At 64.9% G+C, this 25,400-nt stretch carries 28 protein-coding genes; 15 read left to right on the top strand and 13 right to left on the bottom strand.

The window, feature by feature from the left end; genetic code table 11:
* Nucleotides 1-4: 4 nt before the first annotated feature.
* The 3 genes from ACOQOU_RS09665 to ACOQOU_RS09675 form a co-directional block, all read right to left on the bottom strand.
* The gene (locus ACOQOU_RS09665) at nt 5-961 is read right to left on the bottom strand and encodes an acetyl-CoA carboxylase carboxyltransferase subunit alpha (RefSeq protein ID WP_306026039.1); all 957 of its coding nucleotides are present in this window, start codon (nt 959-961) and stop codon (nt 5-7) included.
* A gap of 98 nt (nt 962-1,059) precedes the next feature.
* Complete coding sequence (locus ACOQOU_RS09670) at nt 1,060-1,989, bottom strand: site-specific tyrosine recombinase XerD (RefSeq protein ID WP_306026038.1); 930 nt, start codon at nt 1,987-1,989, stop codon at nt 1,060-1,062.
* A 39-nt stretch (nt 1,990-2,028) separates the two neighbouring features.
* Nucleotides 2,029-2,247 (bottom strand): histidine kinase, encoded by a 219-nt coding sequence (locus ACOQOU_RS09675; protein WP_196780334.1) that lies wholly within the window; start codon nt 2,245-2,247, stop codon nt 2,029-2,031.
* Between the two features lie 143 nt (nt 2,248-2,390).
* On the opposite strand from ACOQOU_RS09675, the gene ACOQOU_RS09680 reads away from it, so the two are divergent.
* Genes ACOQOU_RS09680 through ACOQOU_RS09690 form a run of 3 tightly spaced genes read left to right on the top strand, consistent with a single transcriptional unit; the run spans nt 2,391 to nt 5,349 of the window.
* Entirely contained in the window at nt 2,391-2,966 is a 576-nt protein-coding gene (locus tag ACOQOU_RS09680; RefSeq protein ID WP_306026037.1) for a shikimate kinase, read from the top strand.
* Entirely contained in the window at nt 2,963-4,087 is a 1,125-nt protein-coding gene (aroB, locus tag ACOQOU_RS09685; RefSeq protein ID WP_109768954.1) for a 3-dehydroquinate synthase, read from the top strand. Before ACOQOU_RS09680 ends, aroB begins: the two co-directional genes overlap by 4 nt.
* Before the next feature lie 5 nt (nt 4,088-4,092).
* The gene (locus tag ACOQOU_RS09690) at nt 4,093-5,349 is read left to right on the top strand and encodes an HlyC/CorC family transporter (RefSeq protein WP_109768955.1); all 1,257 of its coding nucleotides are present in this window, start codon (nt 4,093-4,095) and stop codon (nt 5,347-5,349) included.
* 63 nt (nt 5,350-5,412) lie between these two features.
* Here the strand turns inward: ACOQOU_RS09690 and ACOQOU_RS09695 are convergent, their stop codons facing one another.
* Nucleotides 5,413-6,243 (bottom strand): outer membrane protein, encoded by an 831-nt coding sequence (locus tag ACOQOU_RS09695; protein ID WP_306026036.1) that lies wholly within the window; start codon nt 6,241-6,243, stop codon nt 5,413-5,415.
* Between the two features lie 198 nt (nt 6,244-6,441).
* Here ACOQOU_RS09695 and ACOQOU_RS09700 point away from each other — a divergent pair, with 198 nt between their 5' ends.
* Nucleotides 6,442-7,275 carry a hypothetical protein gene (locus ACOQOU_RS09700; protein ID WP_306026035.1) on the top strand — a complete coding sequence of 278 codons (834 nt, stop codon included), beginning with the start codon at nt 6,442-6,444 and terminating at the stop codon, nt 7,273-7,275.
* A 145-nt stretch (nt 7,276-7,420) separates the two neighbouring features.
* Here the strand turns inward: ACOQOU_RS09700 and ACOQOU_RS09705 are convergent, their stop codons facing one another.
* The 4 genes from ACOQOU_RS09705 to ACOQOU_RS09720 form a co-directional block, all read right to left on the bottom strand.
* Nucleotides 7,421-8,629 (bottom strand): ABC transporter permease, encoded by a 1,209-nt coding sequence (locus tag ACOQOU_RS09705; protein WP_109768956.1) that lies wholly within the window; start codon nt 8,627-8,629, stop codon nt 7,421-7,423.
* Complete coding sequence (locus ACOQOU_RS09710; protein ID WP_306026034.1) at nt 8,619-9,359, bottom strand: ABC transporter ATP-binding protein; 741 nt, start codon at nt 9,357-9,359, stop codon at nt 8,619-8,621. The genes ACOQOU_RS09705 and ACOQOU_RS09710 overlap by 11 nt, the downstream gene beginning before the upstream one ends.
* Complete coding sequence (locus tag ACOQOU_RS09715; RefSeq protein ID WP_306026033.1) at nt 9,352-10,599, bottom strand: efflux RND transporter periplasmic adaptor subunit; 1,248 nt, start codon at nt 10,597-10,599, stop codon at nt 9,352-9,354. Before ACOQOU_RS09715 ends, ACOQOU_RS09710 begins: the two co-directional genes overlap by 8 nt.
* A gap of 128 nt (nt 10,600-10,727) precedes the next feature.
* A complete protein-coding gene (locus ACOQOU_RS09720) occupies nt 10,728-10,994 on the bottom strand; it encodes a BolA family protein (RefSeq protein ID WP_306026083.1) in 267 nt (88 codons plus the stop codon).
* A 165-nt stretch (nt 10,995-11,159) separates the two neighbouring features.
* Between ACOQOU_RS09720 and ACOQOU_RS09725 the strand changes: the two genes are divergently transcribed.
* The 4 genes from ACOQOU_RS09725 (at nt 11,160) to ACOQOU_RS09740 (ending at nt 15,818) form a co-directional block, all read left to right on the top strand.
* The gene (locus ACOQOU_RS09725) at nt 11,160-11,774 is read left to right on the top strand and encodes a J domain-containing protein (RefSeq protein WP_109768959.1); all 615 of its coding nucleotides are present in this window, start codon (nt 11,160-11,162) and stop codon (nt 11,772-11,774) included.
* Between the two features lie 62 nt (nt 11,775-11,836).
* Nucleotides 11,837-12,823, top strand: coding sequence for a cobaltochelatase subunit CobS (gene cobS, locus ACOQOU_RS09730; protein ID WP_109768960.1), 987 nt, complete (start codon nt 11,837-11,839; stop codon nt 12,821-12,823).
* 22 nt (nt 12,824-12,845) lie between these two features.
* The gene (gene cobT, locus ACOQOU_RS09735) at nt 12,846-14,777 is read left to right on the top strand and encodes a cobaltochelatase subunit CobT (RefSeq protein WP_306026032.1); all 1,932 of its coding nucleotides are present in this window, start codon (nt 12,846-12,848) and stop codon (nt 14,775-14,777) included.
* Nucleotides 14,778-15,818 (top strand): esterase-like activity of phytase family protein, encoded by a 1,041-nt coding sequence (locus ACOQOU_RS09740; RefSeq protein ID WP_306026031.1) that lies wholly within the window; start codon nt 14,778-14,780, stop codon nt 15,816-15,818. It begins immediately after the preceding gene.
* Here the strand turns inward: ACOQOU_RS09740 and ACOQOU_RS09745 are convergent.
* Together ACOQOU_RS09745 and rpmB are read right to left on the bottom strand one after the other, a co-directional pair.
* A complete protein-coding gene (locus tag ACOQOU_RS09745; RefSeq protein ID WP_109768963.1) occupies nt 15,787-16,425 on the bottom strand; it encodes a VUT family protein in 639 nt (212 codons plus the stop codon). The genes ACOQOU_RS09740 and ACOQOU_RS09745 overlap by 32 nt on opposite strands.
* 67 nt (nt 16,426-16,492) lie before the next feature.
* Nucleotides 16,493-16,789, bottom strand: a complete 297-nt coding sequence (rpmB, locus tag ACOQOU_RS09750; RefSeq protein ID WP_109768973.1) for a 50S ribosomal protein L28 — start codon at nt 16,787-16,789, stop codon at nt 16,493-16,495.
* Between the two features lie 259 nt (nt 16,790-17,048).
* Here rpmB and ACOQOU_RS09755 point away from each other — a divergent pair, with 259 nt between their 5' ends.
* Genes ACOQOU_RS09755 through ACOQOU_RS09765 form a run of 3 tightly spaced genes read left to right on the top strand, consistent with a single transcriptional unit; the run spans nt 17,049 to nt 19,432 of the window.
* Complete coding sequence (locus ACOQOU_RS09755; protein WP_120222647.1) at nt 17,049-17,831, top strand: DUF3108 domain-containing protein; 783 nt, start codon at nt 17,049-17,051, stop codon at nt 17,829-17,831.
* 24 nt (nt 17,832-17,855) lie between these two features.
* Nucleotides 17,856-18,785 (top strand): DMT family transporter, encoded by a 930-nt coding sequence (locus ACOQOU_RS09760; protein WP_306026030.1) that lies wholly within the window; start codon nt 17,856-17,858, stop codon nt 18,783-18,785.
* Nucleotides 18,782-19,432 (top strand): lysoplasmalogenase, encoded by a 651-nt coding sequence (locus ACOQOU_RS09765; protein ID WP_109768315.1) that lies wholly within the window; start codon nt 18,782-18,784, stop codon nt 19,430-19,432. The genes ACOQOU_RS09760 and ACOQOU_RS09765 overlap by 4 nt, the downstream gene beginning before the upstream one ends.
* Here ACOQOU_RS09765 and ACOQOU_RS09770 read toward each other — a convergent pair.
* Together ACOQOU_RS09770 and gloB are read right to left on the bottom strand one after the other, a co-directional pair.
* Nucleotides 19,418-19,885 carry a cupin domain-containing protein gene (locus ACOQOU_RS09770; RefSeq protein ID WP_306026029.1) on the bottom strand — a complete coding sequence of 156 codons (468 nt, stop codon included), beginning with the start codon at nt 19,883-19,885 and terminating at the stop codon, nt 19,418-19,420. The two genes, ACOQOU_RS09765 and ACOQOU_RS09770, sit on opposite strands and share 15 nt — an antisense overlap.
* Nucleotides 19,885-20,649 carry a hydroxyacylglutathione hydrolase gene (gene gloB, locus ACOQOU_RS09775; protein WP_109768317.1) on the bottom strand — a complete coding sequence of 255 codons (765 nt, stop codon included), beginning with the start codon at nt 20,647-20,649 and terminating at the stop codon, nt 19,885-19,887. The genes ACOQOU_RS09770 and gloB overlap by 1 nt, the downstream gene beginning before the upstream one ends.
* An 86-nt stretch (nt 20,650-20,735) precedes the next feature.
* On the opposite strand from gloB, the gene ACOQOU_RS09780 reads away from it, so the two are divergent.
* Genes ACOQOU_RS09780 through ACOQOU_RS09795 form a run of 4 tightly spaced genes read left to right on the top strand, consistent with a single transcriptional unit; the run spans nt 20,736 to nt 24,390 of the window.
* The gene (locus tag ACOQOU_RS09780) at nt 20,736-21,515 is read left to right on the top strand and encodes a class I SAM-dependent methyltransferase (RefSeq protein ID WP_109768384.1); all 780 of its coding nucleotides are present in this window, start codon (nt 20,736-20,738) and stop codon (nt 21,513-21,515) included.
* Nucleotides 21,516-21,545: 30 nt separating this feature from the next.
* Complete coding sequence (locus ACOQOU_RS09785) at nt 21,546-22,334, top strand: chorismate mutase (RefSeq protein ID WP_306026028.1); 789 nt, start codon at nt 21,546-21,548, stop codon at nt 22,332-22,334.
* Nucleotides 22,331-23,440: a histidinol-phosphate transaminase gene (gene hisC / locus ACOQOU_RS09790; RefSeq protein WP_306026027.1), complete on the top strand. Its 1,110-nt coding sequence runs from the start codon at nt 22,331-22,333 to the stop codon at nt 23,438-23,440. Before ACOQOU_RS09785 ends, hisC begins: the two co-directional genes overlap by 4 nt.
* 23 nt (nt 23,441-23,463) lie before the next feature.
* A complete protein-coding gene (locus ACOQOU_RS09795) occupies nt 23,464-24,390 on the top strand; it encodes a prephenate/arogenate dehydrogenase family protein (protein ID WP_306026082.1) in 927 nt (308 codons plus the stop codon).
* Here ACOQOU_RS09795 and ACOQOU_RS09800 read toward each other — a convergent pair.
* Nucleotides 24,379-25,380 carry a DUF2125 domain-containing protein gene (locus ACOQOU_RS09800; protein ID WP_306026026.1) on the bottom strand — a complete coding sequence of 334 codons (1,002 nt, stop codon included), beginning with the start codon at nt 25,378-25,380 and terminating at the stop codon, nt 24,379-24,381. The two genes, ACOQOU_RS09795 and ACOQOU_RS09800, sit on opposite strands and share 12 nt — an antisense overlap.
* Nucleotides 25,381-25,400 lie beyond the last annotated feature (20 nt).

Here is a 25,400-nt window from a genome sequence, read left to right on the forward strand (position 1 = left end):
GGTCTCAGAGGTTCCGGCCGATGGCCAGGAACTTTTCGCGCCGCTGGCGCCTGAGTGTGTCGCCATCCTTGCCGTCCAGCGCCGCCATGGCCTTGGTGAGATGCCTGTCGGTTTCGGCCATCACGGCGGACACATCGCGATGCGCGCCGCCCAGCGGTTCGGATATGATCGCATCGATGATCTTCAGTTCGAGCAAGTCCTGGGCGGTGATCTTCATGGCCGTGGCCACATCCTTGGCGCGGGCCGCATCGCGCCACAGGATCGACGCACCCGCCTCCGGCGAGATCACCGAATAGATCGCGTGTTCGAGCATCAGGACGGTATTGGCCGTGGCAATGGCGATCGCGCCGCCCGAGCCGCCCTCGCCGATGATGACGGACACGAGCGGAACCCGCAGATTCAGGCATTTTTCCGTCGACCGGGCGATCGCCTCGGCCTGTCCGCGCTCCTCGGCGCCGATGCCCGGATAGGCGCCCGCCGTATCGACCAGCGTGATCACCGGCAGGCCGAACCGATCGGCCAGTTCCATGATCCGCACAGCCTTGCGATAGCCTTCCGGGCGGGCCATGCCGAAATTGTGTTTCAGGCGCGACTTGGTGTCGTTGCCCTTCTCCTGACCGATCACCGCCACGGGCTGCCCGTGGTAGCGCGCGAACCCGGCCATCACCGCGTGGTCTTCGGCAAAATTCCGGTCGCCGGCCAGCGGCGTGAATTCGGTGAAAAGCGCATCGACATAGTCGATGCAGTGCGGCCGGTCCGGGTGCCGGGCGACCATCGCTTTCTGCCAGGGCGTCAGCTTGCGATAGGCTTCGACCAGCGCCTCGTGCGAGCGCTTTTCGAGCCGCGCGATTTCCTCGGCGACATCGACCGCCCCTTCGCCGCTCTCGGCCAGCTTCTTGAGTTCGAGGATCTGGCCTTCCAGATCCGCGATCGGTTTTTCGAACTCAAGATAGCTGTACATCGATCATCCTGCGGCCATCGGCCGGCTCCCGCGCCCGTTGCGGCATGCAGGTGGCGGCAAATGGCCATGATGTCAAGGATGGGCGGGCGGGCGCCGCCCTATTGCCGGTTTCCGGACGCCGCCAGCGGATGATGGGCGCTGACCAGCGCATGCAGCCGCTCATCCATTACGTGGGTGTAGATCTGCGTGGTCGATATGTCCGCATGGCCGAGCAATTGCTGCACGACGCGCAGATCGGCACCGTTTTCAAGCAGATGGGTCGCAAAGGCATGGCGTAACACATGCGGCGACAAGCTTTCGGCGGCAATGCCGCAACGGGCGCCTGTTGCCTTCAGGTCGCGCGCCAGAACCTGCCGCGCAACCGGGCCTGAGAAACTGTCGTCGGGGAACAGGAACGGGCATTGTCGGGCGCGTTCGTCGCCTTCGAGTAGCATCCGATAGGCCTGCCCGGCATGGCGTGCGCTGTCGGACAGCGGCACCAATCGCTCCTTGCCGCCCTTTCCCTTGACCATGAAGAACGGTTCCTCGCGGTGCAGGATGGTCGCGGGCAGGCGCGTCAGTTCGCTGATGCGCAGACCGGTGGCATAGAGAAACTCCACGATCGCATGAGTTCGCGCCGTCCGCCGCGCCTGTGCCGGCGATTTTTTGCCCTCAAGCGCTTCACGTCGCGCCGTCTCCAGCAGCCGTGACACCGCCTCCATGCTCAGATGGCGCGGCAGGCCACGCTGTTTTTTCGGCGAAGAGATAACGCCAGTCGGGTTATCGGAGCGGACATTTTCGGCAAACAGGAAACGGAAGAACTGACGCAGCGCCGACAGGCGCCGCGCCTGGGAACTGGCAGCGAAGCCCTGCGCCTCGAGCCCGTGCAGATAGGCCGACAGGTCGGCGGTCTGCGCGGCGTGCAATCCGCCCGCGCCGCGGGCCCGCAGGAAGCGGTCGGCATCCTCCAGATCGCGGCGATAGGATTGCAGCGTGTTGAGGGCCGCGCCGCGCTCGGCGCTCATCATCTCGAGGAAAGCTTCGATCATGGACGACAGCCTAGCGGCGAGACCTTACCGAAACGCTGCCTATTGCGCGGCTTCCGCTTCCGTATCGCCGGACCCGTCGGCTTCCGCCGGCTCGGCGGTCGGAACGGTGATCCGCACCGGGTTCAGGCGGTCCGCCGGAATCGTGACGGTCATCGGACGCGGCTCGGGCTTGACGAAAACCACCAGCGCCAACATGGCACCGTAGGCCAGCGCCGCAAGAACGCCCAACACGAAGAGGAACCGGAAGAGACTGGGCATCACACAACCATCTTTGCCCGAAATCGGACAATTGCGCTTCTTATGCAGCCGCGACGGGGGAAAGATCAAGCTCTGGCAAACGGCTTGACTCGGCCATCGCCATGATGTGCTAACAGCACAGGATGACAGAAAAATCGCCAGATATGGCCAAACAGGTCGCCGACCGGCTGGACGGGCGGCCGGTCGTCCTGATCGGCCTGATGGGCGCCGGCAAATCGGCGATCGGCCGCAAGCTGGCCGCGCGGCTCGAACTGCCCTTCATCGATGCCGATCACGAGATCGAGGAAGCGGCCAGCATGTCGATCGCCGACATTTTCGAGCACTATGGCGAAGCCGAGTTCCGGCGCCTTGAGGCCAGCGTCATGACCCGGCTTCTCGGTGCCGGCGCAACGGTGCTGGCGACCGGCGGTGGCGCCTTCATGAACGCCGACACACGTGCCGCGATCGGCGCCGCCGGCGTTTCGGTCTGGCTGTCGGCCGATCTCGATCTTCTGATGGCGCGTGTGTCGCGAAAGGCGACGCGGCCGCTTTTAAGGGCGCCTGACCCCCGCGCGGTGATGCAAAAGCTGATGGACGAGCGATACCCGGTTTACGCCACCGCCGATGTGACGGTCATATCCCGCGATGTCGGCAAGGACGAGATGGCCGACACGGTCGTCGAGGCGCTTCATCATCATCTGAGCCTGAAAACACCCGAAACCGGAACGATCGGCCCATGATCGACGAGACCCTGCACCAGACAGTTCGCGTCGATCTGGGCGAACGCGCCTATGACATCGTGATCGGACCCGGCGTTCTGGCCGAGACCGGCACATATCTGGCCACGCTGGCGCCCGGTACCCGGTGCGCCGTCGTCACCGACGAAAACGTGGCCGCACTCCATCTCGATGCTGTGCGCGCGAGCCTTTCCGGTGCCGGTTTCGAGCCGGGAACCCTTGTGCTGCCGGCCGGTGAAGCCACCAAGGACTTCGGCCACCTCCGGCAAACGGTCGAAGCGCTGCTCGATGCACGGCTCGAACGCGGCGATCTGGTGGTCGCGCTGGGCGGCGGGGTGATCGGAGACCTGACGGGCTTTGCGGCAGCAGTGACGCGGCGCGGCATGGGTTTCGTGCAGATCCCCACCTCGCTTCTGGCCCAGGTCGATTCGTCGGTCGGCGGCAAGACCGGGATCAACGCTCCGCAGGGCAAGAACCTGGTCGGCGCCTTCTATCAGCCACGCATCGTGATCGCCGACACGGCTGTTCTGGACACGCTGCCCGTTCGCGAGTTTCGCGCCGGCTATGCGGAAGTCGCCAAATACGGGCTGATCAACGATGCGCCCTTCTTTTCGTGGCTGGAAGACAATCTCGATGCGATCACCGCCGGCGGCCCGGCGCGGACGCAGGCGATCGCCGCATCGTGCCGGGCCAAGGCGGCTATCGTCGCCCGCGACGAACGTGAGGCCGGAGAACGGGCGCTGCTCAATCTCGGCCACACATTCGGCCATGCACTGGAAGGCATCACCGGCTACCGCTCCGATGTGCTCGTTCATGGTGAGGGTGTGGCCATCGGCCTGGTGCTGGCGCACGCATTTTCGGCACGCATGAATTTGTGCAGCCCCGACGATGTGAAACGCGTGACGGCCCATCTTGAAACCGCGGGCCTGCCGACCGATCTGACACCGGTGCGCGCCCATGTACCGGACGCCGACGCGCTGATGGACTTCATCGCCCAGGACAAGAAGGTCTCGCGCGGTGCGCTCACCTTCATCCTGACGCGCGGCATCGGCGAAGCGTTCATTGCGGACGACGTGCCTGCTTCCGAGGTCAGGGCCTTCCTTCAACAGATGCTCGAGAGCTGACAGTCATGGAAATCTGGATCATAGCCGGCGCCATCGCGGTGCTGATCGTCATGTCGGGCTTCTTTTCCGGATCGGAGACGGCGCTGACAGCGGTTTCACGCGGCCGCATGCGCCAGATGGAGGCCAACGGCAATGCCCGCGCCGGCGCGGTCGGCCAGCTGACGGAAAACAAGGAACGGCTGATCGGCGCGCTGCTGATCGGCAACAATCTGATCAACGTCCTGTCGTCGGCGCTTGCGACCACGCTGTTCCTGTCGCTGTTCGGCGATACCGGTGTCGTCTACGCGACACTGATCATGACGGTGTTGCTGGTCATCTTCGCCGAGGTGATGCCGAAATATCTGGCGATCTCCAAGACCGACCGGTTCGCCATGTTCGTCGTTCCGGCCATTCAGATCTTCGTCGCCATTGTTTCGCCGCTGGCGCGGGCCGTCGACTTCATCGTCCGGCGCATCCTGAGCGTCTTCGGCGTGACCTTCGGGGCCAACGAATCGATCCTGTCCGCGCATGAGGAACTGCGCGGCGCGGTGACCGTACTTCACGAGGAGGGCTCGTTCATCAAGGAAGAGCGCGATCGCCTCGGCGGCGTGCTCGACCTCAGCGAACTCGATGTCGGCGACATCATGATCCACCGCACGGCGATGCGCATGGTCAATGCCGATGACCCGGCCGAGATCGTCGTGCGCGAAATCCTCGAAAGCCCCTATACGCGCATGCCGGTCTGGCGCGGCGAGACCGACAACATTGTCGGCATCGTGCACGCCAAGGACCTTCTGCGCGCTCTGCACGCGGTCGACAACGACCCGACCCGCGTCGACATCATGAAGATCGCCAACAAGCCCTGGTTCGTGCCCGACACGACCATGCTTCAGGACCAGCTCAACGCCTTCCTGCGCCGCCGCGCCCATGTCGCGATCGTCGTCGACGAATATGGCGAGCTGGAAGGGTTGGTGACGCTCGAGGACATCATCGAGGAGATTATCGGCGACATTGCCGACGAGCACGATATCGAGGTGGCCGGCGTGCAGACCGAGGCGGACGGATCGGTCGTCGTCGACGGGTCGGTGCCGATCCGCGACCTCAATCGCGCGCTCGACTGGGACCTACCGGACGACGACGCCAACACCATCGCCGGCCTCGTCATCCACGAGGCCAAGACGATTCCCGCCGAAAAGCAGGCCTTCACCTTCCACGGAAAGCGCTTCATCGTGCTCAAGCGCGAGAAGAACAGGATCAGGAAACTCCGCGTCCGGCCGGCCTAAAGGCAAAAAGCCGGGCGGAGGCCCGGCTTGTCGGAATTGATGCGTGCCCAGGCGGGTAGCGGCTCAGGTGCCAAACGGCACGCGCACGCCAATCGTCACCGTATGGGTCCGATAGTTGAAGTTGAAGGGCTCTTCCGGAACGCCATTGCCTTGGCCCGGCAGCGGTGTCCCGCTGCCCGCAACGCGGCCCATGTCCGTATAGCGGTATGTCAAATCGAGCAGGACGTTCTGGCCCACCACCTCTTCCAGATCGGCACTGACGCCTGCTCCAACGGACCAGGCGAAGTTCGTCGCGCTCGAGCCTTCAAACACGCGGGTCGGCCGCGGATGCGCCGGGTCGGAGTTTGTGCGCACCCAGTCGTCCATGCGCACGTTGGCAAAGCCGATGCCACCGGTCACGAAGGGCTGGATGGGCGAATCGTTTCCGCCCAGCGCCAGCGGTTCGATGAACAGGTTCACGAGACCCGTGAACGCCGAAACTGTCGCATCGATATCGGCATGCTCGGTGAAGTTCACCGGCGGTGGTGTGAGTGACCGGTTCCAATCGGCATCGACGCGCTGGCCGCCAGTATATCCAGCCGACACGTCGAGACGCACACCCTGCATGACCTCCGCACCGACACCGACATTGCCCGTGAACGCAACGCCGCTGTCCAGGTCAAAGATGATACGCGGATCCTGCCCGGGTGGAGGGACCGCACAACCCGGCCCACACCAAAAGCCCCGGTTTTCCGCAAGCCACGACCCGCCGGCCTCGCCGCGCACATACCAAGTCGGATAAACGCTCGGCGGCGCGATCACCGGTTCGATGATGTCATCCGCAGCCTGTGCAGCAATCGGCGCGATCGCCGCACTTGCGGCAGCTGCCAGAAGAAACTTCTGAATTCTGTTCATGTCTCACCTCACCTCGGCACCGCTTCAGATCACTGATTACCGCAATGGCCCGATGCCATCAATCGGCCAACGTGTCCCGGTCGGCAAAAGGCAGCGTATATTGATCTATGTTAATGTACACATGAAAGGCAACGATAATGTTCCCCGGCAAGCCCCGAGTCGGGGGGCTTTCAAGTTCGGTGAACAGGAGTTGCATAAATGATACAGCGCACAAAGACCACGCTCGGTCGGACACTGATCGCTGGCGTGTCTGCCGTTGCGATACTCACGGTCGGGGCCGCAATTGAAACCAAGACGGACTACGGATTCGGATCCGTCGATGCCGCCGCCCAGCAAGGCGGCCAAGGCCAAGGTGGCCAGGGTCAAGGTGGGCAAGGCCAAGGCGGACAAGGCGGTGGCGGTCATTCCGATGGTGGCCATGACGATGGCGGCGACGACCACGGCTCGGGCGGTCAGGGCGGCCAAGGCTCGGGCGGCCAGGGACCGCGTGCCGGATCGGGCGAACCCGACGATTCCGACGGGAAGGGCCCTCAGGCGGGCAAGCCCGCTGAAGGTTCGGGCGGCAAGCCCGCTTGGGCTCAGGAAGGCATTCCCGAGGTCGAACTTGGGCGGCTGAACGTTGCGCGCAGCCCCGACCATGTGCTTGAGCGTGCTCTGAACGAAGTGCTCAACAACTTCGATCCAGCAGCTTCGGCATCGCTTTACGGGATGACCGCGGCCCAGTTTGCGGCTTATGTGGAAGCCAATTGGGATTCGGTCACGATCGTCGACTCGCCTTTGGAAAATCTGGCGCTTCTCGACGAGTTTTGGAACACTGGCTCTACGAGCCTTCCCGGCGTCACACCGGCATCGACCGCCGATCTGTCGGGCATCCTGCTGGGGGCCGCCTCGGACAAGAACGTCCCGGTCAGCACCGACACGGTCTCCGCGCTTGCCACGATCATGGGCGTGTCCATGAGCGACGCAACGATCAACTCGATCGCCGCCAAGGCCGAGGACGTGCGTCTGGCGATCCTGGCTGGTCACGGCTGAGGCAGACGGCTCAAACATCAGAAAGGCCGGGCGATCTTGCCCGGCCTTTCTTCTTTGACGGTCCAACGACCCTGTCCTGGCAGCCGAACGAGTCATCGAGATTCCGGCATGGGCAGGCGCCGGTCTAAACCGGCAGACGTCTCTTCTATTCGTGGCGCAGCGCTTCGATCGGGTCGAGCATTGCCGCCCGCCGGGCCGGAAAAAAGCCGAAGATCACGCCGACGGCCGCCGAAAATCCGAATGCCATCAGGATCACGAGCGGATCGGGACGGAACGGCACCGCAAGCCACTGGGCACCAAGATAACCGAGTGCCAGGCCGAGCAGGATTCCGATCAAACCGCCAATCAGCGACAACACGATCGCCTCGACCAGAAACTGCAGCAGCACCTGCCGTGCCTGGGCGCCGACGGCAAGCCGGATGCCGATCTCACGCGTGCGCTCGGTGACCGACACCAGCATGATGTTCATGATGCCGATGCCGCCGACCAGCAGACTGACCGCGGCCACCGCCGACAAAAGCCCGGTCAGAATGTCGGTGATCCCCGACAGCATGGTGGCGATCTGCTCCATGTCCATGACGTCGAAATCGTCGTCCTCGCCTGCGCCGATCCGCCTTCGGTCGCGCATCAGCGCCTCGATCTCCTCGGTGGCCCGTTCGGTGGTCACGCCTTCGCGCACCGAAACATAGATGGTAGAGACGTCGGCATTGCCGGCAATCCGCCGGTGAAAGGCCCGGTAGGGCATCAGCACGAAATCGTCCTGATCGGCGCCAAAGGTCGAAGCGCCCTTCGACTCGAGAAGGCCGATCACCTCGCAGGACATGTTCTTGATGCGCACCTGTTCGCCGACCGGATCGGCGTAGCCGAAAAGGTCTGCCCGAACCGTCTCGCCCAGAATGCAGACAGGCTTTCCGGACTGGATTTCAGAGGCTTCCCATGCGCGTCCGCGGGCGAAGTCCCAGCGCGCCGCCTCAAGGTAGCGGTTGTCGGTGCCGACAATGTCGGTGCGCCGGTTTTCGTTGCCGAACACGACGCGGGCGCGATTCTGGCTGATCGGTGCCGCCAGCGCCACGCTGGCGATCTCTTCCTGCACCGCATCGACATCGCCTATGACGAACATCGGATCGGCCGTGCCGGCCGGACCGCCCATTGCCTCACCGCCGGGGAGCACCATCAGGACGTTGGTGCCGAGCTTTTCGACATCGGCCGTCACCTGTTCGGTGGAGCCCTGGCCAACCGTCAGCATGGCGATCACCGCAGCGACACCGATCACAATCCCGAGCACCGTCAGGAACGACCGCAGCGCATTGCGGAAGATCGCCTGCAGAGCCAGCAGAAGCGTTTCATACAGCATCGCGGGCCACCTCGCGTTCCGGCCGGGTCGGCCCGTCGCGTTCGATGCGTCCGTCGACCATCCAGATCAGGCGGTCGGCGAACTGGGCCATGTCTTCCTCATGGGTAACCATGACGATGGTCAGCCCATCCTCCCGGTTCAGGGCCTGAAGGACCTTCATGATCTCGACCGAGCGCCGCGTATCGAGATTGCCGGTCGGCTCGTCGGCAAGCACCACCTCGGGATTGCCGGCAAGTGCCCGTGCGATCGCCACGCGCTGTTGCTGGCCGCCGGACAATTCGGACGGGTCGTGATGGGCGCGGTGGGTCAGGCCGACCTTTTCGAGCGCCTGCACCGCCGCTGCCCGGCGTTCGGCCCTGCCAAGACCCTTGTAGATCAGCGGCAGCTCGACATTGTGAAGCGCACTCGTGCGCGGCAGCAGATTGTAGCCCTGGAACACAAACCCCAGATAGTGCCGGCGCAGGAGCGCCCTCTGATCGCGGTCGAGATCGGCGACCTCGACCCCGCGAAACCGGTAGGTGCCGCTGGTCGGGCTGTCGAGGCAGCCGATGACGTTCATCGCCGTCGACTTGCCCGATCCGCTCGGTCCCATGATGGCAATGAACTCGCCGGCCTCGATGGTCAGGTTGATGCCGTCAAGCGCCCGCACCGTCGCTTCGCCATGCCCGTAGACGCGTGTGATGTCGCGCAGCTTGATGAGCGGCGGATCGGACCGGCCGGACTCAGCCATCGACCCGGTCCGTGATCACCAGGTCTCCCGAACGCAACGTTCCGCCGACCACCTCGGTCACCGAACCGTCGCTGTCGCCGGTCACCACCGGGATTTCCTCAGGCTCACCGTCGCGCATCACCCACACGGTGCGAACATCGCCCTCGACATCCTCTTGCGGGCGCTCGGGCATCAGCATGCCCAGAAGGCCGCTCCGGTCGTCGTCGGTCTGCGTATCGCCCGGCTCGCGCGGCGGGGCATAGCGAAGCGCTGCATTGGGAACGACCAGCGCATCCTCGATCTCGGCCACGGAGATTTCAGCCGTCGCCGTCATGCCCGGCCGGAGCAGCAGGGCGCTGTTGTCGACCGTCAGGATCGCCTTGTAGGTAACGACGCCTTCGACCGTCTGCGGCGCGAAGCGCACTTCGGTCACTGTCGCCGGAAAGCGCCGGTCGTCATAGGCATCGACCGTGAATGTAGCGGTATTGCCGACCGCGATGCGGCCGATATCGGCTTCGTCGATATCGACCTGCAATTCCATCTGGCTCAAATCTTCGGCGACCGTGAACAGGATCGGTGCCGACAGGGAGGACGCAACGATCTGACCGGGATCGGCCGCGCGGTCGAGCACGATGCCGCGGATCGGCGAACAGATGCAGGCCTTGTCGAGAATCGCTTGCTGCAGGTCCCGATTGGCCTCGGACAGCGCCTTGTCGGCGAGTGCCGACTCCATCTCCGCCCGGGCGCGATTGTACGCCGCCTCCTGCGTGAAGAACATCTGCCGGGGCGTGATGCCGCGTGCCTCCAGATCGCGCGCCGCCTCGAACTTCTGCTTTGCATCGTCGAGGCCCGCCTGGACCATCGCTATTCGTGCTTCGGCGGCGTCGAGCTGTGCCTTGCTGACCGCAAGCTGCGCTTCCAGTTGAGTCGTATCGAGCGTTGCCAGAACGGTCCCCACCTCGACCGTATCGTTGAAGTCGACATTGACCGCGTCGAGCGTGCCCGACAGCTCGCTGGAGATTTCGACCAGATTGGTAGGCTCGACCGTTCCGGTCGCATCGACGGTAACGACGAACCCCCCGACCGTCGCTTCTGCAGTGACATATTCGACGCCGCGTTCGGCATCGGCCCGGGTCAGCCAGTACCATCCACCGGCCACCACGACGGCCAGCAGGAGAGCATAGGCCACCCAGTTGAAATGGCGTCGGGCCGCACGGTCGAGCCCGAGCGTCTCCGCGACCTTTTCATCCCGTTCGGCCATGCCGGCGTCTCGCTGCCAGGAACACTGACACCATGCTAACCGCGGTCAGGCAGCGCACAATGATTTGAGTCAAGTCGCTCAGGGCGACGCGAACAGAAGGACGAACATCGACAAGGGCCGGCGTTCGATCACCAGCGAACCGGCTCGCCCGGCGCCGCCGGCTCGATGGCGAGCGCATGCAGGCCGCCGGCCAGTTCCTCGGCCAGCGCATCGTTGACCGCGCGATGCCGCGCCAGCCGGCCGAGGCCCTCAAAGGCGGCCGACAAGATGCGCACGCGGAAATGGGTCTCGCCGGTGCCATCCATTGCGCCGCCCTGATGGCCGGCATGCAGATGGCTTTCGTTGATGATGTCGAGCCGCTCCGGCGCGAAGGCTACAGCCAGCTTCTCGCGCATGGCGCTTTCAATCGGACCCGCCAATGCCTATCTCCTGCTTGCCACATGTCGTGATCGCCGGTAAACGGGTGCGTCGTTTTTCCGCGCCCACACGTCCGGCGTACCGCGCGCATTCCCGATGTCAATCCTTGTTTGCAGATGGCGTTGCGCCATAATCGGTTCCGCATGAAGTCAAGCTCGAAATATTTCGATTCGATCCGCATCAAGCCTGGCGGCAAGAAGAGGCAGGCCGAAGAGGAAGCGCGCAACCGCTGCCAATGGGCGGGGTGCGAGCGGCCGGGGGCGCACAAGGCGCCCGCCGGACGCAATCGGGACGGCGAATATCTGTGGTTCTGTCTCGACCATGTGCGCGAGTACAACAAGAACTACAATTATTTCTCCGGCCTTTCGGACGACGATATCGCCAGGTTCCAGAAGGACTCCATGACCGGCAACCGGCCGACCTGGAAGATGGGCACGGCGAATATGAAGACGACCGCCGCGCCGGTCTTTTCGGATCTGAAGTCGGGATCGGCCAAGGCGATGCGGATGCGCGATCCCGACGCCTGGGCGCGGGCGCAAAGCCAGAAGCCGGTACGCCGGCTCAAGCCGCTGGAGTCCAAGGCCATGCGCACGCTCGGTCTGAAGGACGATGCGACGTCGGACGACGTCAAGACACGCTACAAGGAACTGGTCAAGAAGCACCATCCCGACGCCAACGGCGGCGATCGCACCTCCGAGGAACGGTTCCGTGACGTGATCCAGGCCTATCAACTGTTAAAGACCGCCGGCCTGTGCTAGCGCGCCATCCATAGGACAATGAGAACGGGCGGGACCGAGGGCGGCGCGCCGGAGAAGACGAGATGAACAAGATCGAACTCGATATTGCGGACATGCCCGACACGAGCGTCGATGTGCGCGACACCTTCGGCATCGATGTCGACATGACCGTTCCGGCCTTTTCGACCGGCGATTCCCACGTTCCGGAGATCGACCCGGACTATATTTTCGACCGCGCCACCACGCTGGCGATCCTGGCGGGCTTTGCCCACAATCGCCGTGTCATGGTCTCGGGCTATCACGGCACCGGCAAGTCGACCCATATCGAGCAGGTCGCCGCGCGTCTCAACTGGCCATGCGTGCGCGTCAATCTCGACAGCCACATTTCCCGCATCGATCTTGTCGGCAAGGATGCCATCGTCGTTCGCGAGGGCAAGCAGGTCACCGAGTTCCGCGACGGAATTCTGCCCTGGGCCTATCAGAACAATGTCGCGCTGGTGTTCGACGAGTATGATGCCGGCCGCCCCGACGTGATGTTCGTCATCCAGCGCGTTCTTGAAAGCTCGGGCCGGCTGACGCTGCTCGACCAGAGCCGCGTGATCCGCCCGCATCCGGCCTTCCGCCTGTTCGCCACCGCCAACACGGTGGGTCTGGGCGACACGACCGGCCTTTATCACGGCACCCAGCAGATCAACCAGGCGCAGATGGACCGCTGGTCGGTCGTCACCACGCTCAACTATCTGCCGCACGACAATGAGGTCGAGATCGTGCTCGCCAAGGCCAAGCACTATCAGACCAAGGATGGCCGCGAGACGGTCAACGCCATGGTGCGGCTCGCCGACCTCACGCGGCAAGCCTTCATGAATGGCGATTTGTCGACTGTCATGAGCCCCCGCACGGTGATCACATGGGCCGAAAACGCCGAGATCTTCGGCGATCTGGGCATGGCGTTCCGCCTGACGTTCCTCAACAAGTGCGACGATCTCGAACGAACGCTGGTGGCCGAATTCTACCAGCGCTGCTTCGGCGAGGAACTCAAGGAAAGCGCGGCCAACGTCGCGCTCAGCTGACGAGGTCCCGACCGCGAGCACGATGGCCAGCCCAGGAGACAATTCCCGCAAGCGCGCGCAGAAGCCCGCCGACACCGAGCCGCTCAAGCGAGCGGTGACCGGCTGCATGCGCGCCATCGCGGGCGAACCGGAGCTGGAGGTTGTCTTTTCGGCCGATCGGCCGGCCTTCGCCGGCAAGCATGCGCGGCTGACCGACCTGCCAAAGCGGGTAACCAGGAACGATGTCATGGTCACGCGCGGCATGGGCGACTCGATCGCCCTGCGCTCGGCCTGCCACGACAACGCCACGCACCGCGCCATCGCGCCCGAGGGCGATCAGGCGCGTGCCATTTATGACGCGGTGGAACAGGCGCGCGTCGAGTCGCTGGGCACGCGCCGCATGGCCGGCGTGGGCGACAATCTGGCCGCCATGCTCGAAGACCGGTTCACGCGCAACAATCTGTCCGCGGTCACCGAAAAGGACCAGGCGCCGCTGGAGGAAGCGGTGGCGCTGATGGTTCGCGAGAAACTGACCGGCCGGCCGACGCCGGAAGCGGCCAGCGCCGTCGCCGATCTCTGGCGCGAATGGATCACCGACAAGGCCGGGGCCGATCTCGACGCGCTCGCCGCCAATGTCGAGGATCAGGACGCGTTCGCCCGCGCCGTGCGCCACATGCTGGCCGCCATGGAAATGGCCGACGATTATGAGGGCGACGGCGCCGACGAAGCCGACGACGACGACAGCCCTGAAGAGCAGCCGCCCGACCAGGAAGAGCAGGACGATGGCGGCCTGGACGACCAGCAGTCGGGCGAGGAAAGCGCCGATCAGGACGAGGCGCCTGCCGAGAGCGAGGAGACCGAAACCGGCGAGATGGAGGCGTCCGACGCCACCAGCGACGACATGGACGACGATTTCGATCTCGATGCCGAGGAGCCCGGCGAGGTCGAGCGGCCCGATCCCGGCATTCAGGATATCCTGTCGGATATCGACTACCGCATCTACACGACCGAATTCGACGAGACGATCGCTGCCGAGGAACTGTGCGACGAGGCCGAACTGGACCGTCTGCGCGCCTATCTCGACAAGCAGCTCGCCAACCTTCAGGGCGTCGTCGGCCGCCTCGCCAACCGGCTCCAGCGCCGCCTGATGGCGCAGCAGAACCGGTCATGGGACTTCGATCTCGAAGAAGGCTATCTCGACCCGGCGCGGCTGCCGCGCGTTGTCGTCGAGGAGATGAAAGGCGGCTTCGGCGCTCTGACCTTCAAGCGCGAGCGCGACACCAATTTCCGCGACACCGTGGTCACGCTTCTGATCGACAATTCGGGCTCGATGCGCGGCCGGCCGATCTCGGTCGCCGCCACCTGCGCGGACATTCTGGCGCGGACGCTTGAGCGCTGCGGCGTCAAGGTGGAGATCCTCGGCTTTACAACGCGGGCCTGGAAGGGCGGTCAGGCGCGCGAGGCCTGGCTCAAGCGCGGCAAGCCGTCCGAACCCGGCCGTCTCAACGATCTGCGCCACATCATCTACAAGAGCGCGGATGCGCCCTGGCGCCGGGTGCGCAAAAATCTCGGCCTGATGATGCGCGAGGGTCTCCTGAAGGAAAACATCGACGGCGAAGCGCTGACCTGGGCCTATCGGCGCCTTGCCGTCCGGCCCGAGCAGCGCCGCATCCTGATGATGATTTCAGACGGGGCGCCGGTCGACGATTCGACGCTGTCGGTCAATCCGGGCAACTATCTCGAACGCCATCTGCGCGCGGTTATCGAGGAGATCGAAACGCGCTCGGATGTCGAGTTGCTGGCGATCGGCATCGGCCACGATGTGACCCGCTATTACCGCCGCGCCGTGACCATCGTCGATGCCGAGGAGCTGGCCGGCGCGATGACCGAGCAACTGGCCGCCCTGTTCACCGACGAAAGCGCATCAGCGCGCCAGCAGGGCCGCGCCGCGCCGCGCCGGCGGCGGGCCGGCTGAATGGGCGTGTCGCGAGCAGCGCTCGCCCTGGCAATGCTGACGACCGCGCCATGGGCCAGCCCACCCGCTCCGGCACATGCACAGCAGGCCGAACTCCACCGCATGGAGGCACGGACGCGGCCGATCACCCGCTTCCGCATCGGCTCCGACGAAACACGTTTCGGCGATCTCGAATTTGCCGGGGGCCTCGAGATCAACGCCACCTCTCGCCATTTCGGCGCATTGTCCGGTTTTCGCTTCGTTGACGGGCAGGGCCGGTTTATCGGCGTCACCGACACCGGTTTCTGGGTCGATGGAACATTGGCCCGCGGTGAGGATGGCAATCCCGCCGGCGTCACCGATCTGGCCATGACCGCGATTGCGGGCAGGGGAGGCGCGCCGATCACCGGAAAATGGCAGGCCGATGCCGAAGGCATTGCCGCCCGCGACGGAACGCTGTGGGTGTCGTTCGAGCGCGAACATCGCATCGCCGTGTACGAGACCGATGGCGAAAAGCGCCGCTGGAAGGCCGCCGCCCCGCCGCCCGTGCCGCTCCACGAACTGCGCAGAAATCGCGGGTTCGAAGGCATCGCCATCGGCACGGAGGCAAGCGCGCTTGCCGGAGCCCTGATCGGCGTAACCGAAAACAGCCTCGATGCGGCCGGCAATATCATGGCTTTTGCGAGGCCAGGTACAGGTGAGCCGTTCGAGTTTTCCGTGGCAAAACGGGACGATTTCTACGTCACGGACATCGATTTTCTGCCCGACGGCGATCTGATCCTGCTCGAACGCCGCTTCAACGTACGTGACGGCGTTGCGATGCGGCTGCGCCGGATCGACGATGCCGAAATCCGCGCGCGCGCCACGGTCGATGGCGAAATCCTGCTGGAGGCCGACATGCGCTTCCAGATCGACAATATGGAAGGGCTGGCGATCACCCAGGACGCCGACGGCGTGCCGCGCCTGACCATCGTGTCAGACGACAATCACTCGATCCTGCAGCGCAACCTTCTGATCGAGTTCCGCTATCTCACGCCGCCGGCAGATGCCGTGGGCGGCTGACGTTCAGCAGCAGGCCGTAGGGCACCAGCATCGCCAGCGCGACCAGCAGCTTGACGCCCAGATCGCCCAGCGCCCAGGACACCCATCGCGGCGCCTCTGCGGCAAACAGGCCAAGCAGCGACGACGTTTCGATCGCGAACGCGTCGTTGGCGCCCAGTACGGCGAACGCAGGCGCAAACGCCAGCGTGAAGAAGATCAGCGTGTCGAGAACCGACCCGATCACGGAAGAGGCCAGTGGAGCGCGCCACCATGCCTGCGCCCGCAGCCGGTCGAAGATCGACACATCGAGCAGTTGCGCGGTCAAAAAGGCGGTGCCCGATGCGACCGCGATGCGCGGCGTCGCCAGAACGACCGAAAGGGCGACTGCGAGCGCAAAACCGGCGAACACAACGGTGCGCGCAGCGGACGGGCCAAACCGGCGATTGGTCAGATCGGTCACCAGGAACGCCACCGGATAGGTGAACGCACCCCATGTCAGAAGATCGGCGAAATCGTAGCCGCCAACCGTCACCTGAACGGGAAACTGGACGAGATAGTTTGATGCGGCAACCACCGCGCACATGGCGGAAACGAAGCCGAGCGTCGGAACGAGCGGAAAAGAGCGCATTTTTTTATCCTGGGTGATGCCACCAGTTGCAGATGAGACCGGGACGGGCCGGCGATGGAGTGCGGCGTTACGCCTGGGCGCCTTCGGCCTGCTTCTGCGCGATGCGGCGCTTGATCAGGCGTGCGCGCTGCGACAGTTCGGCGGTTTTTGCCTTGGCGAGATAGGCATCGAGCCCGCCGCGATGCTCCACAGAGCGCAGGGCGGCTGCAGAAACGCGCAGGCGGAACTTTTCGCCCAGCGTCTCACTCATCAGCGTCACCTGGCACAGATTGGGCAGGAAACGGCGGCGGGTCTTGTTGTTGGCGTGGCTGACATTGTTGCCGGCCATGACCGCCTTGTTCGTCAGTTCACATGCGCGCGACATGGCATTCACCTTCGATCGTCTTGCAATTGTCGGATCCGTCAGCGCAAAACGGCCCAGACGCCCCAATTCCGGAAACCGGACGCGGCAATGGACCTGGCGCATTGCGGAAAAGTCGCCGCTCTATAGTGTTTGCGCGGCTGGCCGTCAATGCCGTTCGTTCAGCCGCCGTTCAGCCGGCCGGGGCCATATCCGTCCACACAATCGGCTCATTGCTGACCCAGCAAGGCCGAAGGGACAGTAAAGGAACGGGACCACATTCATGCGACGCATCGTCTCCGCCGCATTGGCCGTCTTGGCGGTCACAACAATCAACGCAAATCACGCCCGGGCTGCCAATTACGCATCGGAATATTCCGTATCGGCCTTCGGCCTTCGCATCGCCTCTACAAGCTTCCAGTCGACCATCGATGGCAGCAGCTACACGGTGAACGCGACGATGCGGGCGCGCGGCGTGGCGCGGCTGTTCACCACCACGGCAGGCACGCTCAACGCGTCCGGTGCGATTGGGGGCGGCACAGTCCAGTCCGGCAAATTCGATGTCCGCTACACCGACAATGGGCGCGACAAGCGCACGTTGATCGCCTTTTCCGGCGGCAGGGTCACCTCGGCCAGCAACACGCCCGCCGTCACAAAGGGCGATGACTGGATCGAACCGACGCCGGCGCAATTGTCGGGGGTTCTCGATCCGATCGGCGCCATGCTGGTTCCGGCGCCGTCCCTGCGGCAGGTCTGCGCCCGCACCATCAGCACCTTCTCGGGCGCCCTGCGCGCCGATCTCAAGATGAGCTATCTGCGCACCATCCCGTTCTCGGCCACCGGCTACAGCGGCGATGCCGTTACCTGTCGGGCCCAATTCGTTCCGATCGCCGGTTTCAACCGCTCCAAGCGCGAGATCAACTGGATGCGCGACAAGGGCCGCATCGAGATCAGCTTCGCACCGGTCGGCCAGACGGGCCTTTTTGCGCCGGTCAAGGCGCGGGTGAAGATCGACGGGGCCACCGTCAATGTCACCGCGACGCGCTTTGAACAATTGACAAACTGACCGCCCGCCCCGAAACGGCGAGGCATGGACGCAGCCAGCCCAACGACCCGACCTGCTTCATCCCGGCATCGCAATCTGGCGACGCTGGCCGGGTTTCTGGCGGTGGTCATGTGGGGTTTTCTGGCGCTTCTCACCGATGCGACGGGCGCCATGCCGCCGTTCCAGACCGCGGCCATCAGCTTTGCGGTCGGCACGCTTGTCGGCCTCTTGTGGCACGCATCGCGCCGCGGGCGGCAAAGATTGTGGCCGGCGGACGGCCAATGGCTCGCCTATGGCCTCGGCAGCATCGGCTTGTTCGGTTATCACGCTCTTTATTTCGCCGCCCTGAAGGCGGCGCCGGCCGTCGAGGCGAGCCTGATCGCCTATCTCTGGCCGCTTCTGATCGTCGTCGGCAGCGCGCTTCTGCCCGGCGAACGGCTGCGTTGGTATCACATGGCCGGCGCGCTTCTGGGCTTTATCGGGGCCGCGCTGATCGTCACGCGCGGCACGTCACTCGCCGTCAATCCCGAATTTGCCGGCGGCTATGCGCTTGCCGTTGCCGCCGCGTTCACATGGGCCAGCTATTCGCTGGTCGCACGGCGCTTCGCCGCCGTGCCGTCATCCGCCGTGATCGTCTTTTGCGCCGTTGCCGCGCTGCTTTCGACACTCGGTTGGTGGCTGCTTGAACGTGAAACCGCCGTCTGGCCGCTCGATGCGACCCAATGGCTGGCCGTCATCGGTCTCGGCCTATTGCCGGTCGGCGCGGCCTTCTACGTCTGGGATTACGGCGTCAAGCATGGCGACATACAGCTCGTCGGCACCTCAAGCTATGCCGCTCCGCTCCTGTCGACGCTCATTCTCATCGCCGCCGGCCGGGCCGAGGCCGGCTGGGCGGTTCTGGTTGCCTGCGTTCTGATCACCGCCGGTGCCCTGCTCGCCGCCCTTTCGACCATCGGCCGGCGGACTGTGCCATGACGCAAGGCCTGTTCGCTGCCGCCTTGGCGTTCGCCGTCGCCTATCTGTTCATGCCGGTTGGCCGCCGCACCCTGGCGCGCGCCATTGTCAAAACCGTGCCCGTCTCCTTGTTCGCCATCGTCGCCGCGCTGGCCGGAGCACCGGTCCTTCTGGTGGCCGCGCTCGTGCACAGCGCCGCCGGCGATCTGCTCCTGGCCTTCGCCCGGCCCGCCACGGATGATGACGGTTCGGCTGATCCTGCATTCCTCTCGGGGCTGATCGCCTTTCTGGCCGGGCATGTGATCTACGTCTTGCTGTTCGCGCAAACCCGCTTCGGCGGCCTGCCGGCCTTTTCCTGGCTGATTGCGGTCATGATGGTCGGCGTGGCGCTCATCCTGGGTCGGATCCTGTTTCGCCATGCGGGCCCGCTGCGCTGGCCGGTCATGGCCTATGTCGGAGCCATCCTCGCGATGGGCCTGACGGCGCTGCTGACGGGGTCCTGGCTCGTCATTGCGGGCGCCGTGCTGTTCATGGCGTCCGATGCGATACTCGGCATGGAGAAGTTTGTGATCGCGCCCGACGACGAGGCAAGGCGCGCCTTCACCGGACCGGCGATCTGGGTGCTCTACGTCGCCGCTCAGTTCGCGCTTGTTTCAGCGTTTGTCTGATCCGGCGGCAGGCCGCGGCGTGGGCCGCCAGTCCGGCGGCGCGATCTCGAAAGTGGCAAATTCGAAGCCCGGAGCGACGGTGCAGCCGACAAGCGTCCACGCGCCGAGCGATGTGGCCGTCTGCCACCATCCCGCCGGAACCACGATCTGCGGCCGCTCGCCCAGCGCCAGATTGATGCCCAGCCGGTGCGCCTCGGCGTCATGACCATTCGGGGACAGCGTGATCACCAGCGGCGCGCCGGTATAGAAATGCCAGACCTCCGCAGCATCCAGGACGCGATGCCAATGCGAGACATCGCCCGCCTCGAGCAGGAAATAGATGGCGGTCGATGCGCCACGCGCGCCATATCCGTGCGAAACCGCGTCGCGGAACGTCTCGACGAAATGGCCGCCTTCCGGATGCGGCTGCATGCCGAGAAGCGCGCGGATGTCGGCAGCGGAAAGATGGTCCATCAGAAGCGATCCTTGCGCGCCCGCAATTCGGCGAAGACGGCCACATCGTCGGCGTCCATCATGCCCAGATGCGCGCGAATGCCGGCATCGCCGGTTCGCAGGAACGGGTTGGTGGCAAGTTCGCGCTCCAGCGTGACCGGCAGCGTCGGCAAGCCCTCGGCACGTAGCGCCTCCACCTGATCGGCGCGGACTTTCAGCGCATCATTGTCCGGGTCGACCGACAGCGCGAAAGCCGCATTCGACCGCGTGTATTCGTGACCGCAGTAAAGATGCGTCTGCGGCGGCAGGGCCTTGAGCTTTTCAAGCGAAGCGAACATGTCGCCGGCGCTGCCCTCGAACAGCCGACCGCATCCCAGCGAAAACAGCGTATCACCGGCAAAAAGCGCATTGGCCTGCGGGCAGTGGTAGTTGATTTGGCCCAGCGTATGGCCCGGCGTTTCGATCACCGAAAACGTCATGGACCCGGCCTCGTAGACATCGCCTTCGGCCAATTGCTCGTCGAGCATGCCGATCGCGTCCGCCTCGGCTTTGGGGCCGGCAATGGTGCAGCCATACGCGTCCTTGAGCGGTTTGAGGCCGTCAATGTGATCGAAATGCTTGTGTGTGACCACAATGTCGGTCAGTTTCCAGCCGCGCCGCGAAAGGGCGGCTTGGATCGCCGCCGCTTCCGGCGCATCGATCGAAACCGTCCGCCCGGTCTCCGCGTCATGCAGCAGAACGCCGAAATTGTCGGACAGACAGGTAAACTGTTCGATCTCGATCATGATGCATGTCCTTCCGATCCGCGTTGCCCTGGCCGCACAAATGCGGTTTTCTGGCGCCGCGTCAATGCGAGGGGTCGCGCCGAACCATGCATACCGACATTGTCGAACTGCGCGCCTTCTACCATTCGGCGCTGGGCAAGCGCGCCAGCCGCGCCATCGGACTGGCCCTGTCGCGCATCTGGAAGCCGATGCCCAATGAGCGGCTCGTCGGTCTCGGCCACACCCGGCCATGGCTGGATCGTTTCGCGCCCGACACCGAACGCACGCTTGCCTTCATGCTTGCGGCCCAGGGTGCGGCACGCTGGCCGCGCACCGGACCGTCAAGGACCGCGCTCGTCTTCGACGAGGAACTGCCCCTGCCCGATTCCTCGATCGACCGGATGCTCCTGGTCCACGCGCTCGAACATGCCGAAAATCCGCGCGAGACCCTGATGGAGATATGGCGCGTTCTGGCACCGAACGGACGGCTCCTCATTGTCGTGCCCAACCGGCGCGGCGTCTGGGCGCAGATCGAGCAGACCCCGTTCGGCAATGGCCGCCCGTTTTCGCGCGGCCAGCTCGTCAAGCTGCTGCGCGATGCCAACTTCACCATGACGGCGGAAACCGAAGCGCTGTTCTTTCCGCCGTCGCGCCGGTTTCTCGCGCTTCGACTGTCGACCCGGCTCGAGGCATGGGGCCTGCGGCTTTGGCCGGTCTTTGGCGGCGTGCTGGTCATCGAGGCCCAGAAGCGCCTTTATCAGGGTCTGCCGGTGGCCGAGCGCCAGTCGCGCCGCGTCTTCGTTCCGGCTTTGGCGCCGCAGGGCTCGGTTGCTGGCCGCGACGCCAATGGCTGGCACCGTTTTGCAATTGCCGGGCCGCGCGACTAAGACGGCGCAATATGACGAGACCGACCAAACATGGCTGATGCGCTTCCCAATCCACAGCGCCTGACCGAACTGCGCGCCAAGATCGACGCGGTCGACGAATCCATGCATGCACTCCTGATGCAGCGCGCCGGCGTGATCGACGAACTGATCCGCATCAAGGGCGCCGATCAGGCCAAGGGCGCCGCCTTCCGGCCCGGCCGCGAGGCGCAGATGATGCGCGTTCTCGCCGAACGACATTCCGGCTCGGTGCCGCTGTCGATGATCGTCCATGTCTGGCGCGAGATCATCTCGACCTTCACCTGGCTTCAGGCACCCTATCGCGTGCATCTGGTCGGCGGCGCCGAACCCGCAACGATGCGCGACATGGCGCGGTTCCAGTTCGGTTTCACGGTCGCAATGGAGGAACACGAGGATGCGGCGGGTGCTATGGACGCGGCGATGGCTGAACGGAACGCGCTCGTCATCGTGCCGCTCGAAGGCGCGGGCGCCTGGTGGGACGGGCTCGATTCGTCGGGCGGGCTGTCGGTGATGGCGCGCCTTCCGGCTGCGGACGTGCCGTTTCCGACCGTCGATTCATTCGTTCTGTCGCCGCCCCTGTCGGACCCCGTCCCGTTCGACCTGCGGCTCTACACCGGGCTCCTGAAAAGCGTCGACTCGCTTGATCGATGGACCGGCGGCGAGGTCATCGGGCACGGCAGCGAGGGTCAGCGCTGCCTGATCGCGATACCAGCAGGAGGCAGCGCGCCGCACGATCTGCTCGACATACGCGCCGCCGGGGGCTATTTCGCGCCCGCGCAAGCCATGGACAGTTCAGCATGACCCAAACGGACCGCTCGATACCGCAACCCAATGATGGCGTAATGCAAATCGCCGCCTATGTGCCGGGCCGAGACAAGGCCGCACCCGGCGTCAGGCTGCACAAGCTATCGTCCAACGAGACACCGCTCGGCGCGAGCCCTGCGGCCATCGAGGCCTACAGGCAGGCGGCCGACACTCTGCAGATCTATCCCGACGGGTCTGCCGCCGCGCTGCGCACGGCCATCGCCAACGTGCACGGGCTCAACCCGGACAACATCGTATGTTCCAACGGCTCGGATGAACTTCTCGGCCTTCTGGCATCGACCTATATCGGCCCGGGCGACGAGGGCATTTTCACCGAACACGGGTTCCTCGTCTACAAAATCCAGATCCTGGCCGCCGGCGGCACGCCCGTGGTCGTGCCGGAGACCGATCACCGCGCCGACGTGGACACCATTCTTGCCGCCGTCACCGAGCGAACGAAGATCGTCTTTCTGGCCAATCCGAACAACCCGACGGGCACCTACCTCTCCGACGCTGAAGTCCGGCGTCTTCATGCGGGACTGCCGCCGCATGTCGTCCTCGTGCTCGATGCGGCCTATGCCGAATATGTCCGGCGCAACGACTATGCGTCGGGAATCGAGTTGGTCTCGGCCAACCGCAATGTCGTGATGACGCGGACCTTCTCCAAGATCCACGGCCTTGCCGCCCTGCGCATTGGCTGGCTCTACGGACCTGCGGAGATCGTCGACGCGCTCAACCGCGTGCGCGGCCCGTTCAACGTAAACGCTCCGGCCATTGCGGCAGGCGCTGCGGCGATCGCCGATCGCAGCCATGTCGACAGGGCCATCGCGCACAACGACACATGGTTGCCGAAACTGACCGAGGCGTTCGAGGCACTGGGTCTGAAGGTCACGCCCAGCGTTGGCAATTTCGTGCTCATCCACTTCCCCGACGACGATCCCGACCGCAGCGCGGCAGCAGCCGATGCCTGGCTCGTCCAGCGCGGCTACGTGCTGCGCCAGGTCGTTCCCTACGGCCTGCCAAACGCGCTGCGCATGACGATCGGCACCGATGAGGCCAATAAGGGCGTGATCGAGGCGCTGACCGCCTTCATGAAGCGTTAGCGATGACCGACCAGACCAAACCCATGTTCGGCCGGATCGCGCTGGTCGGCATCGGCCTGATCGGCTCGTCGCTGGCCCGCGTGGTCCGCAGGGAAAAGCTGGCGGATCATATCGCGATCTCAACACGCAGCGCTTCGACACTGCGGCGGGCCGAGGAGCTTGGGCTGGGCGACAGCTATCACACCGACGCGGCCGAAGCGGTCGAGGGCGCCGACCTCGTCATCGTCTCGGTTCCGGTCGGCGCGTCGGGCACTGTCGCCCAAGCCATCGCCGGCGCGCTCAAGCCTGGCGCCATCGTCACCGACGTCGGGTCCACAAAACGGTCGGTCATCGACCAGATGGCGCCGCACGTGCCCCATGGCGTGCACTTCATTCCAGGCCATCCGATCGCCGGCACCGAGTATTCTGGCCCCGATGCCGGTTTTGCGGCGCTATTCGAGGATCGCTGGTGCATCTTGACGCCGCTGCCGGATACCGATGCCGCAGCGCTCGACAAACTCAAGGCGTTCTGGCGCGCCTGCGGCTCCGATCTCGACGAAATGGACCCGGACCATCACGACCGCGTTCTGGCGGTCGTCTCGCATCTGCCGCAACTGATCAGCTACAACATCGTCGGCACCGCCTCCGATCTGGAGACGGTCACCGAATCCGAAGTCATCAAATATTCCGCGTCCGGCTTCCGCGACTTCACGCGCCTTGCCGCATCCGACCCGACCATGTGGCGCGATGTCTGCCTGTACAACAAGGAAGCGATCCTCGAGATGCTGGCGCGCTTTTCCGAGGATTTGGCATCGATGCAGCGGGCGATCCGCTGGGCCGACGGCGACAAGCTGTTCGACCTGTTCACGCGCACCCGGCACGTCCGCAAGTCGATCATCGAGGCCGGCCAGGATGTGGAAGTGCCCAACTTCGGCCGCCAGAGCGCAAAGCGCGGCGAGTCACAGACCTGAAGACAGGTCGAGCCGAACCGGCGGGATACGGCCGAGCGGCAGGAACCCCGCAAAGACACGGCCTTCGCGCACGGTGAATGACAGCGACAGTTCGTCATCGGGCATCGATGCCTGCCGGGGCGCGGCAGCAGCAAGCGTCTCGATCTGCGGCGCAAGCTCCGGAACGATGTCGCGCGCGGCAGCGAGCACGCCGGGCACATCGACGACCCTGACCGAGAAATCGCCGCTGATCAGACCGTCCGGCGACAGGCGGAACGGCCCCTCCACGATAACGCCGCGATCGTCGGTCAGAAGCAGCGCCACTCGGTTGATCATACCGCTCCCGGCGGCGACCGGGCCGGACGCCCAGGTGGACGCCCAGTCCTCAAGCCGCAGATCGATATCGAGCCCGACCGGCGGAAGAGCGCGCCCGCCGACCAGCGCCGGATCGACCGTCAGCGCGCGCGGACGCATCGCCACGTCCATGGCGGCTCCCTGTTCGCGAACATAGAGCCCCAGGCGGTCGGCCCGCGCCAGCTCGCCGATCCCATCGAGGCCGACACGGATATCGTCCGCCTCGAACGCCACCATCCGTTCGTTCACCGGCGCAGTCGCCGCATTGATCCGCCCGACCGACCAGTCGAGTCGGTAGGCCGTCCCCGCCGCGTCGTAGATGGTGACGGGACTGTCGATTTCCGCAACCACGCGGCGCGGATCGTAGACCTGAGCCGCCGAGCGAACCGCGCCGCCGCTGGCCACAAAGGACCCGTCCGCCGCGGCCACCTCAAAGGCGTCGCAGAAGACGCCGATCCGGAACGGAAAGCCGCGCACATCCTGTCCGGGGCAGGAAAAGCGCAGCGATGCGCGCTCGTCATTGGCCGACGCGGTCACCGTCCGGTCGACCATGTCCGCCGCCCAGAACCAGCCGGCGGAGTAGAGGACGATGGCGGCAATGACAGCGGTCATCAGCCAGCCAATCCGCCGCCCGGCATTGTAAGACGGTTTTTTCACGGCTCCGCTCATGCTAGCTG

The organism is Oceaniradius stylonematis (genome assembly GCF_965223445.1).
Classification (GTDB): Bacteria; Pseudomonadota; Alphaproteobacteria; order Rhizobiales; family Rhizobiaceae; genus Roseitalea; species Roseitalea stylonematis.